Source organism: Leisingera sp. CC-HEC093 (assembly GCF_059429195.1).
In genome coordinates this window covers 821,644-830,588 of sequence record NZ_JCAIJR010000001.1, presented here as the reverse complement: position 1 = coordinate 830,588, position 8,945 = coordinate 821,644, and the positions used below count along the sequence as shown (strand labels likewise).

The 8,945-nt window shown below is 62.7% G+C and carries 13 protein-coding genes; 10 read left to right on the top strand and 3 right to left on the bottom strand.

Features of this window, described 5'->3' with window-relative positions:
* Positions 1 to 77 precede the first annotated feature (77 nt).
* Positions 78 to 605, top strand: a complete 528-nt coding sequence (locus AC5STB_RS04120; protein ID WP_495441711.1) for a prolyl-tRNA synthetase associated domain-containing protein — start codon at positions 78 to 80, stop codon at positions 603 to 605.
* Here the strand turns inward: AC5STB_RS04120 and AC5STB_RS04115 are convergent.
* Both AC5STB_RS04115 and AC5STB_RS04110 read right to left on the bottom strand, forming a co-directional pair.
* Complete coding sequence (locus AC5STB_RS04115) at positions 602 to 1,354, bottom strand: aspartate/glutamate racemase family protein (RefSeq protein WP_495441710.1); 753 nt, start codon at positions 1,352 to 1,354, stop codon at positions 602 to 604. The two genes, AC5STB_RS04120 and AC5STB_RS04115, sit on opposite strands and share 4 nt — an antisense overlap.
* A gap of 123 nt (positions 1,355 to 1,477) precedes the next feature.
* Complete coding sequence (locus AC5STB_RS04110) at positions 1,478 to 2,059, bottom strand: FMN-dependent NADH-azoreductase (protein WP_495441708.1); 582 nt, start codon at positions 2,057 to 2,059, stop codon at positions 1,478 to 1,480.
* Positions 2,060 to 2,183: 124 nt separating this feature from the next.
* Between AC5STB_RS04110 and AC5STB_RS04105 the strand changes: the two genes are divergently transcribed.
* The 3 genes from AC5STB_RS04105 to AC5STB_RS04095 all read left to right on the top strand — a co-directional run bounded on the left by AC5STB_RS04105 (position 2,184) and on the right by AC5STB_RS04095 (position 4,452).
* Entirely contained in the window at positions 2,184 to 3,062 is an 879-nt protein-coding gene (locus tag AC5STB_RS04105) for a LysR family transcriptional regulator (protein WP_495441707.1), read from the top strand.
* Positions 3,059 to 3,955 carry a DMT family transporter gene (locus AC5STB_RS04100; RefSeq protein WP_495441706.1) on the top strand — a complete coding sequence of 299 codons (897 nt, stop codon included), beginning with the start codon at positions 3,059 to 3,061 and terminating at the stop codon, positions 3,953 to 3,955. The genes AC5STB_RS04105 and AC5STB_RS04100 overlap by 4 nt, the downstream gene beginning before the upstream one ends.
* An 86-nt stretch (positions 3,956 to 4,041) precedes the next feature.
* Positions 4,042 to 4,452 carry a universal stress protein gene (locus AC5STB_RS04095; RefSeq protein ID WP_495441705.1) on the top strand — a complete coding sequence of 137 codons (411 nt, stop codon included), beginning with the start codon at positions 4,042 to 4,044 and terminating at the stop codon, positions 4,450 to 4,452.
* Positions 4,453 to 4,478: 26 nt separating this feature from the next.
* On the opposite strand, the gene AC5STB_RS04090 is transcribed toward AC5STB_RS04095, so the two are convergent.
* Positions 4,479 to 4,823: an ArsR/SmtB family transcription factor gene (locus AC5STB_RS04090; protein ID WP_495441703.1), complete on the bottom strand. Its 345-nt coding sequence runs from the start codon at positions 4,821 to 4,823 to the stop codon at positions 4,479 to 4,481.
* Positions 4,824 to 4,913: 90 nt separating this feature from the next.
* Between AC5STB_RS04090 and AC5STB_RS04085 the strand changes: the two genes are divergently transcribed.
* The 6 genes from AC5STB_RS04085 to AC5STB_RS04060 all read left to right on the top strand — a co-directional run bounded on the left by AC5STB_RS04085 (position 4,914) and on the right by AC5STB_RS04060 (position 8,715).
* Positions 4,914 to 5,810: a DMT family transporter gene (locus tag AC5STB_RS04085; RefSeq protein ID WP_495441702.1), complete on the top strand. Its 897-nt coding sequence runs from the start codon at positions 4,914 to 4,916 to the stop codon at positions 5,808 to 5,810.
* 195 nt (positions 5,811 to 6,005) lie between these two features.
* Positions 6,006 to 6,350 carry an AtpZ/AtpI family protein gene (locus AC5STB_RS04080; protein ID WP_495441701.1) on the top strand — a complete coding sequence of 115 codons (345 nt, stop codon included), beginning with the start codon at positions 6,006 to 6,008 and terminating at the stop codon, positions 6,348 to 6,350.
* Between the two features lie 40 nt (positions 6,351 to 6,390).
* Positions 6,391 to 7,191, top strand: a complete 801-nt coding sequence (locus AC5STB_RS04075) for a F0F1 ATP synthase subunit A (protein ID WP_495441700.1) — start codon at positions 6,391 to 6,393, stop codon at positions 7,189 to 7,191.
* An 88-nt stretch (positions 7,192 to 7,279) separates the two neighbouring features.
* Positions 7,280 to 7,516, top strand: a complete 237-nt coding sequence (locus AC5STB_RS04070; protein WP_008553903.1) for a F0F1 ATP synthase subunit C — start codon at positions 7,280 to 7,282, stop codon at positions 7,514 to 7,516.
* Between the two features lie 88 nt (positions 7,517 to 7,604).
* Positions 7,605 to 8,153, top strand: coding sequence for a F0F1 ATP synthase subunit B' (locus tag AC5STB_RS04065; RefSeq protein ID WP_495441699.1), 549 nt, complete (start codon positions 7,605 to 7,607; stop codon positions 8,151 to 8,153).
* 4 nt (positions 8,154 to 8,157) lie between these two features.
* The gene (locus tag AC5STB_RS04060; RefSeq protein WP_495441698.1) at positions 8,158 to 8,715 is read left to right on the top strand and encodes a F0F1 ATP synthase subunit B; all 558 of its coding nucleotides are present in this window, start codon (positions 8,158 to 8,160) and stop codon (positions 8,713 to 8,715) included.
* Positions 8,716 to 8,945: the final 230 nt, after the last annotated feature.

Here is an 8,945-nt window from a genome sequence, read left to right as displayed (position 1 = left end):
GGCGGAACAGCTCTTGCGCCCCGCTGCTGTTTGGCGTGATCTGCGCAGCAAACCGGAACCGCTTGCGGAGAAAGATCATGGATGCGTCATCGGCCTATCAGGACAGCCTGCCCATTTCCTCGGATGCGCTGCTGAAGCAGCTGGATGAATGGGGCATTGCCTACCGGCTGTACAGCCATGTTCCGCTGCGCACGGTGGAGGACTCCAAGGCGGTTGAGGAACAGTTCATGGTGCCGGGCGAAAACGCGCTGCGGCTGAAGAACCTGTACCTGCGCGACAAGAAGAAGCGAAACTATCTGGTGACGCTGCAGCAGGACCGCGAGATCGACCTGAAGGCGCTGGGCGCGGAGATCGGCGCGGGCAACCTGTCATTCGGCTCGGCCGACCGGCTGTTGGAGAACCTCGGCATCCGCCCCGGCGCGGTCAGTCCGCTGGCGATGATCACCGGCGCGGAAAAGGGCGTCACATTCTTCATGGATGCGCAGGCGCAAGAGGCCGGCGTGATTTATATGCACCCGCTGGTCAATGACCGCACGGTGGCGATGAAGCGCGATGATGTGATGGCGTTCTTTGAGAAGGCCGGCGTTGAGGTGCGCTGGGTCTAACCCGTCTTTTCCTCAGCCAGCGCCAGGTCCAGCACGGCGGCCACATGGGCGGCTGAGGGGTTCACGAACAAAAAGCCGCCGGCCTCAAAGCTGACGTCGTCGATATGATCCGGGAAGGCTAGCGGCAGCTCGGTGCAGGCCAGTAGGATGGCGGTGCCGGGCTGCGCGTGTTTCTTGCAAAACCGCAGCAGGCGGTCCTGGGCTGCGGCCGAGGCGCCGCCGTAGAAATCCTCATCGATCATTGCCTGCATTTCGGCAATCTCGTCCTGCGGCAAGGGTTCATTTGCTTTGACGCCCTGTGCGGCAAGCAAGTTGGCATAGTTGCGGGCCTGCATGGTGACCGCGGTGCCCAGCACCAGTGCGCGGGCGGCGCCGGTTGCCGCGGTGGCTTTTGCGGTGGCGTCGAAGATACTGAGGATCGGCATCATCACGCCTTCGCGGATCGCGTGCAGGCGGGCGTGCGGGGTGTTGGAGGCAATAATTGCAAAATCGCACCCCGCGCGCTCCAGCGTCAGCATCGCCTCGCGGAAGACGGCATCAAAAGCGGCCCAGCTGGCCTCATCCCCCGGGCGGCCGCGCAAGGCGCGGGTCTGCGCCTGCACCACGGATTCGATGGTGATGGGCGGCACCGGCAGCGGCGAGCCCGCGCCGCGGTCTGCGAAGAAGCGGCCGGCGCCCTCGCAGATGGCGCGGTAGTAGTCGAGGGTGGAGGCCCAGCCGACGCCGCCGAGAATGCCGATTTTCTTCATGGGGATGCTCGCATCTGGATAACCAATGTAGGCAGAGTGGCACAGGCCTGGCGGTGCTGCCAAACGTTAAAAGGCCGCCAGCCGGGTAGGGCTGACGGCAGGTGCGCGGGGCGGTGCTGGGGATCAGGCCGCCAGCGCTTGGATCTGGGTCCGGGCCTTGGCCAGCGCGCCCTCTGCGTCGATCGACATGGCGTCGGCGGCCACGATCTCGACATCAGTGATGCCGATAAAGCCCAGCACATGGCGCAGGTAGGTGGTGGCAAAGTCGATGTCGGACCCGGCCTGGGTGCCGCCGGAGGCCACCGCGATAATGGCGCGCTTACCTTCCAAAAGGCCGATGGGGCCGGTGTCCGTATAGCGGAAGGTGACGCCGGCGCGGGCCACCAGGTCGATCCAGGCCTTGAGCGTGGAGGGCACCGAGAAGTTGTAGATCGGGGTGCCGATCACGATGGTATCGGCCTTTTTCAGCTCCTCCACCAGCGCGTCGGAGAGGGCGAGCAGCTGCTTGTCTTCCTCGCTGCGCTGGTCTGCGGGGGTGAAGTTGGCCCCGATCCAGGCGCCGTCCAGCAGCGGCAGCGGCGCGGCGAGGTCGCGGCGGATCACATTGCCAGCGGCAAGGCGGCTGACGATCTGCGCGGAGAGGTCCCGGGTTACCGAACCTTCGGTGCGGGCGGAGGAGTCGAGGTGCAGAACGGTGCGGGTCATTTTGGTATTCCTGTGCTTGTTGCTGACAGGAATCTGGGTTATTGCATTTTCGAACGCAACGCCGCAAAATTCACATCAGTTGTGCGCATGTGCGCATAGAGCGCGGATTGGCAAGGAGGCAGCCATGGACAACTGGGATGAGGTTCGCACCGCCTATCAGGTCGCCCGGATGGGCACGGTCAGCGGTGCTGCTGAGGTTCTGGGCGTGCACCATGCGACGGTGATCCGCCATATCGACGCGATCGAGGCGCGGCTGGGGGTGAAGCTGTTTCAGCGCCATGCCCGCGGCTACACCCCGACGGAGGCCGGCCAGGACCTGTTGCGGGTGGCGCAGGCCACCGATGACCAGTTCAGCCAGCTGGTCGGGCGGCTGAAGGGGCACGGCGACGATGTCTCGGGAGAGCTGGTGGTGACCTCGCTGGCGTCATTCGCGCCAATGCTGGTGCCGGCGCTGAAAGAGTTTCAGGACATGCATCCCGGGCTGATCATCCGCTATCTGACCGGCGACCGGCTGTTCCGGCTGGAATACGGCGAGGCGCATGTGGCGGTGCGGGCCGGCAATGCGCCGGATCAGCCGGACAACGTGGTGCAGCCGTTTATGAAGCAGCAGGTGGGGCTCTATGCCGCCAAATCCTATGTCGAGAAATACGGCGTGCTGCAGGGGGTCGAGGACATGGCCAATCACCGGTTCATCGGTAATGACGATGAAAGCAGCCGCGCGCCGTTTTCGCGCTGGCTGCGGGCCAATGCGCCGGCCGAGGCGATTTCCTTCCGCTGCTCCAACGGTTTCACCATGCAAAACGCGGTGCGCAGCGGCGCGGGCATCGGCTTCATGGCGGCCTGGGAGGCGCGGCAGCAGCCGGATATGGTGGAAATGATGGCGCCTCAGGAGGAGTGGGAGGGCACCCTGTGGCTGGTGACCCATGTGGACCTGCATCGCACCACCAAGGTGCAGACCTTCCTGAAATTCCTGAAGGATCAGGCCAAGGACTGGCAGCTGTGAGCGAGGCTCTGCGCGGGCATCTGGCGATGCTGCTGTTTTCGGCGCTAGTGGCGGGATCGTTCTCGCTGGGTGTGATGGTAGCCAATGAAATTGCGCCGGCGGCGCTGAACGCGGCCCGGTTCGGCATTGCCGCGGTGGTGATCGGCGTGGCCGCTCTGGCGACCACCGGGATGCAGCGCGTGCATTTTCAGGCGCCCTGGCGGTTTGCAGTGCTGGGCGGGTTGTTCGGCGGCTATTTCGTGCTGATGTTCTATGGGCTGCAGACGGCAGAAGCGGTCAGCGCGGCGGCGGTGTTCACGCTGGTGCCGGTAATGAGCGCAGGCTTTGGCTGGCTGCTGCTGCGGCAGGTGACCACCCGCTGGATGGCGCTGGCGCTGTCAATCGGCGCTGCCGGCGCGGTCTGGGTGATCGTGCGCGGCGATCCGGGCGCCCTGGCGGTGTTCCAGGTCGGCCAGGGGGAGATCATATATTTCTGGGGCTGCGTGCTGCACGCCATCTATACCCCGATGGTGCGCAAGCTTAACCGCGGCGAGCCTGCGGTGGTGTTCACCTTCGGGATGCTGCTGGCGGGGGGCGCGCTGCTGGCGGCATTCGGCTGGCAGGACATTCTGGCCACCGATTGGGCGCAGCTGCCGGGCATTGTCTGGATCGGCCTGCTTTACCTTGCGGTCTTTGCCAGTTCCGCCACCTTTGTGCTGCTGCAGTATGCGACCCTGCGACTGCCGTCGGCCAAGGTGATGGCCTATACCTACCTGACTCCCAGCTGGGTGATCCTGTGGGAGATCGCGCTGGGCCGCGGCGCACCGCCGGGCATGGTGCTGATCGGGGTGGTGATGTCGGTGGCCGCGCTGGTGATGCTGCTGGAAGGGGATGCCAAGCCGGTGCGCGCCTGAACGCGCTTGCGGCAGGTCAACTATAGACCCTTGTTTTCCTGTATACTGGTCCTGAGCGAGGGACGCGTTAGGAAAGGGAGGGAAGAATGTTCAAACATATCATGGTGCCCGTCGACCTGCACATGCCCCCGGCGGTTGAGAAGGCCCTGGAGGTGGCGGCGGATTTCGCCAGGAACCACGGCGCGCGCGTGACGCTGGTTCATGTGACGGATCAGCAGGTCAAGGGCGCGCATACTGTGGGCTCATCCGGTGATGAACTGGCAGAACTTACCAGCAGGGTTGCCGAGAGCAGCGGCGCAAGGGTCGAGGGGCTGCCGATCCATTCCGTCGATGTCGGGTCAGAGATCGACTCCATTTTGACCCGGACCGCGAAAGAACTGGAGGTGGATCTGATCGTGGTCGCGACGCATATGCCAGGAATCCTGGACTATGTGTTCTCCTCCCACGCCAGCCATCTGGTGCTGCATTCCGAAATTTCGGTGTTCGTCGTCCGCTAGGAGCCAATGGCTCCAGGGTCATGACCCTAATTGCCGGTCTGGCTGTCCTCAGACAGGTGCTCTGCCACCAGGAAGCGTTCGAAGGCATCCAGGTTCACCGGCTCGAACTGGCCGAAGCCCTGCATCCAGACAGAGGCGGCCCGCATTGCGTCGGGCTGCAGCTTGCACCATTTGACCCGGCCGCGCTTCTCCTGCGCGATCAGCCCGGCGCGGGTCAGGATGGTCAGGTGCTTGGAGATTGCCGCCAGCGACATCTCAAACGGCTCTGCCACATCGGTGACTGCCATGTCATCTTCCAGAAGCATGGTCAGGATGGCCCGGCGGGTGGGGTCGGCCAAGGCTGCAAAGACGGTGTCGAGGGTGTCGCTCATGGCTGATACTCCTAAAGGGCAAGAACCGGGTCGACAATCCTGCAAAAACTGCAATGGATGGGCGCGGGATATCTTGAAGGGGCAGCAGATATGGCATTGCGGTATTGGGCAGTGATTTTCATTCTCGGCATCGGCTGGGGCATGTCGTTCATGTTCAATGCCATTCTGCTGCGCGAGCTGGGGCCGCTGTCGGTATCTATGGGCCGTGTGGGCTTTGGCGCGCTGGGCTGCTGGATCTACGTGCTGGCAGCGAGGAAAAAGGTGCCAGCGGACGCCCGGCGCTGGCTGGCGCTGTTTGGGTTCGGCGTGCTCAGCTATGCCGCGCCCTTTGCGTTTTATGCGCTGGGACAGCAGCATATCGCCAGCGGTGTGGCGGGGATTGTCAATGCGACCACTCCGGCGCTGGCGGTTGTGGTGTCGCATTTCTGGCCCGGCGGCGAGCGGGCGACGGTGCTCAAATCCCTGGGGGTTCTGTGCGGCTTCCTGGGCATTGTGCTGTTGTCGCTGCCAATTCTGGAGGGCGGTCAGTCCTCGGAAGCATGGGCGGTTCTGATCACCCTCTGCGCGCCGCTGTGCTATGCCTTTTCCGTCAATATCGCGCGCGGTTTCCGGGACATGGAGCCGGTCGTTCTGGTGGCGATAGCGCTGACCGGAGCAACCGCGGCGATTGCACCGCTGGCGATCTGGAGCGAGGGGGTGCCGGTGATCACGCGGATGGAAACCTGGGCGTCGCTCTTGATGATCGGCTTTGTGCTGACCTCTGCCGCTTTCATTGCCTTTTACTGGGTGCTGCCCAAAGTGGGGCCGACCAACATAACCATGCCGACGCTGATTGCGCCGGTTTCGGCGCTGTTCCTGGGCACCTGGATCCTGGGGGAAACGCTGCTGGCAGAGCATCTGTGGGGCATGGCGGCAATCCTGGCGGGGCTGCTGCTGATTGACGGGCGGATCGTGCGCCGGCGGCTGGCAAAACAGCCGCTCGGCTAAAATCAACCTTTCGGTTGAATATGGAATCTGGGGCGGTTTGGCGTTAACGGCGGCTGCGGCAGTGTGGCGCGGTGCGCGGTGCCGGTGTAAATATATCTTGAAAACAAAGCGTTACGTATATCTTGAATCTTCAATCCTTGTAATTGACTCCTAAGCCCCGTGGCCTTAGCACCCTGCATAGAAATTCGCGTGAGGATGGCGCCCGTGACCGACGACGACCAAAAGCAGCGCATGGCGCAGCTGGAGGAGAAGCTGGCAGCGGCGCGTAAGGCCCAAGAGCCCAAGCCGCGCGCGGATGAGCACTATTCTCTGGCCAATCAGGCTTGGCGGATGGTGATCGAATTGGTTGCCGGTCTCGCGATCGGCTTTGGCATCGGATACGGGCTGGACCATCTGTTTGGAACCCTGCCCATCTTCATGGTGCTGTTCATAATGCTGGGCCTGGCGGCTGGGGTGAAAACGATGCTTCGCACCGCGCAAGAGATCCAGAAAGAGAAACTGGCCGAAGAGGCCGAAAAAAATGCGCAAGACCGGGACTGATCCGACGGGATCAAACACCGGCGACAGGAGAAGCGGACCGATGGGCAAAATTTTCTTTTACGTGGCGTTGGCGCTGGTACTGGTCTCCGGCCTGATCTTTGCGCCGGAGAAGGCTGAGCTGGCAATCCACCCGATGGACCAGTTCAACGTCTCGGCGCTGTTTGGCGATCATATCTCCTGGTACACCCCGACCAACGTCACCCTGTGGATGGCTCTGGCCGTTGCCGCCGTGTTCGCGCTGCTGGTGCTGGGCTCCTCGCGCCGGGCCATCGTGCCGGGCCGCGCGCAGTCGGTCGCGGAGCTGGCCTACGGCTTCATCTACAAGATGGTTGAGGACGTGGCCGGCAAGGACGGCGTCAAGTTCTTCCCCTACATCATGACCCTGTTCATGTTCATTGTGATGGCCAACTTCCTGGGCCTGATCCCCGGTTCGTTCACCACCACCTCGCACATCGCGGTGACCGCAGTTCTGGCGGCGCTGGTGTTCCTTACCGTGACCATCGTTGGATTCGTCAAGAACGGCGCCGGTTTCCTGGGCCTGTTCTGGGTGTCGAGCGCGCCGCTGGCGCTCCGCCCGATCCTGGCCATCATCGAACTGATTTCCTACTTCGTGCGCCCTGTCAGCCACTCCATCCGTCTTGCCGGTAATGTGATGGCGGGCCACGCGGTTCTGAAAGTGTTCGCAGGCTTTGCCGCAGCACTGGGCATGTTCAGCTTTCTGCCGATCTTTGCCATCACCGCGGTTTACGCACTCGAAGTTCTGGTGGCCTTTATCCAGGCCTACGTGTTCACCATCCTGACCTGCGTGTACCTGAAGGATGCGCTGCACCCGAGCCACTAAGGCCAGGATCTGAAAGTTTACCGGGCGGCGCCATGACCGGCCCCGCCCAACCTAGAAATCACCACATTCCATCGTAAGGAGAGAAATCATGGAAGGCGATATCGCACAACTCGGTCAGTTCGTCGGCGCAGGCCTGGCAGCAATCGGTTCCGGCGCAGCCGCAATCGGTGTGGGCCACGTGGCTGGCAACTTCCTGGCAGGCGCTCTGCGCAACCCGTCGGCAGCCGCCGGCCAGACCGCAACCCTGTTCATCGGCATCGCGTTTGCAGAAGCACTGGGCATCTTCTCGTTCCTGGTCGCTCTGCTGCTGATGTTCGCCGTCTAAGACCTTAGGAACCTATTTCCTTACGGCCGGGCAGTGCGGCTTAATCCTGCACTGCCCGGTGTAACGGCAAGTTCCCAAGGAGGACGACATGGCATCTAATACGCAAGACGCAGCACACGGCGCCGCAGACGCAGCGCACGGGTCTGCTCCGGGCATGCCGCAGCTGGACTTCTCGACCTTCGGGAACCAGATTTTCTGGCTCGTGGTCGCCCTGGTCGTGATCTACCTCATTCTGTCGCGCGTCGCGCTGCCCCGCATCGCTGCGGTGCTGGCGGAGCGTCAGGGGACCATCACCAATGACCTCGCCGCGGCTGAAGACCTGAAAGCCAAGGCTGTCGAGGCCGAAAACGCATACAACAAAGCTCTGGCGGATGCCCGTGCGGAAGCGCAGCGCATCGCTGCCGAGACCCGCGCAGAAATTCAGGCCGGGCTGGACGAGGCAATTGCCAAAGCAGACGAACAGATCTCTGCCAAGGCTGCTGAGTCCGAAAAGGCTATCGCCGAGATCAAGGCCGGCGCGCTGGAAAGCGTGAAGGCAGTTGCAACCGATACCGCAGAGGCGCTGGTCGCAGCACTGGGCGGTTCGGCAGACAAAGACGCAATTGCCGCGGCAGTTGCCCAGCGGACGAAAGGATAAGGACATGCGCAATATTCTCGCTCTTGCCCTGACCTTTGGTGCAGCTTCGCCTGCATTTGCAGCTGGCGGCGGCTGGACCGTGGCCAACACCAATCTGGTTGTGGGTCTCGGCTTTGTGCTGTTCATCGGCATTCTGCTGTTTGCCAAGGTGCCGTCGCTGCTGGCTGGCCAGTTGGACAACCGCGCCGAAGGCATCCAGAAGGAACTGGACGAAGCCCGTGCCCTGCGTGAAGAGGCCCAGACCGTTCTGGCGTCCTATGAGCGCAAGCAGCAGGAAGTTCAGACCCAGGCAGACCAGATCGTGGCTGCTGCCCGGGACGAAGCTGCCCGCGCAGCTGAGCAGGCCAAGGCGGATCTGCAAACCTCCATCGCCCGCCGTCTGGCGGCCGCTGAGGATCAGATCGCTTCGGCAGAAGCTTCGGCTGTGAAAGAAGTGCGCGATCAGGCGATCACCATCGCTGTGGCCGCTGCGGATCAGGTGATCTCCAAGCAGATGACCGCCGCCGAGGCCAACAAGCTGATCGACGCTGCGATCGCGGATGTGGACGCCAAGCTGCACTAAGCTCTGGCTGATACAGACAAGTTAAAAGAACCCGGTCCTGAGCGGCCGGGTTTTTTGTCGCTGCGCCTTTCTTGGATCCGGTCTGCGGGTGCAGCGGAATGCAGGTATTTGTTTTGGAAACAGACTGGCACCCCGGTTGTTCTGACTGGCAGGCTTTCGCCTTAACGGTTATTGAAGGGCATAGTTTGCGGCCTGGCCGGATATGCAGAGCGCGGCCGGGATTTTATTGG

Excerpts from the sequence above, each read along its gene's own strand:
- AC5STB_RS04120 (WP_495441711.1), top strand. The coding sequence starts at position 78 with ATGGATGCGTCATCGGCCTATCAGGACAGCCTGCCCATTTCCTCGGAT.
- AC5STB_RS04115 (WP_495441710.1), bottom strand. The coding sequence starts at position 1,354 with ATGAAGAAAATCGGCATTCTCGGCGGCGTCGGCTGGGCCTCCACCCTC.
- AC5STB_RS04110 (WP_495441708.1), bottom strand. The coding sequence starts at position 2,059 with ATGACCCGCACCGTTCTGCACCTCGACTCCTCCGCCCGCACCGAAGGT.
- AC5STB_RS04105 (WP_495441707.1), top strand. The coding sequence starts at position 2,184 with ATGGACAACTGGGATGAGGTTCGCACCGCCTATCAGGTCGCCCGGATG.
- AC5STB_RS04095 (WP_495441705.1), top strand. The coding sequence starts at position 4,042 with ATGTTCAAACATATCATGGTGCCCGTCGACCTGCACATGCCCCCGGCG.
- AC5STB_RS04090 (WP_495441703.1), bottom strand. The coding sequence starts at position 4,823 with ATGAGCGACACCCTCGACACCGTCTTTGCAGCCTTGGCCGACCCCACC.
- AC5STB_RS04085 (WP_495441702.1), top strand. The coding sequence starts at position 4,914 with ATGGCATTGCGGTATTGGGCAGTGATTTTCATTCTCGGCATCGGCTGG.
- AC5STB_RS04080 (WP_495441701.1), top strand. The coding sequence starts at position 6,006 with ATGGCGCCCGTGACCGACGACGACCAAAAGCAGCGCATGGCGCAGCTG.
- AC5STB_RS04075 (WP_495441700.1), top strand. The coding sequence starts at position 6,391 with ATGGGCAAAATTTTCTTTTACGTGGCGTTGGCGCTGGTACTGGTCTCC.
- AC5STB_RS04070 (WP_008553903.1), top strand. The coding sequence starts at position 7,280 with ATGGAAGGCGATATCGCACAACTCGGTCAGTTCGTCGGCGCAGGCCTG.
- AC5STB_RS04065 (WP_495441699.1), top strand. The coding sequence starts at position 7,605 with ATGGCATCTAATACGCAAGACGCAGCACACGGCGCCGCAGACGCAGCG.
- AC5STB_RS04060 (WP_495441698.1), top strand. The coding sequence starts at position 8,158 with ATGCGCAATATTCTCGCTCTTGCCCTGACCTTTGGTGCAGCTTCGCCT.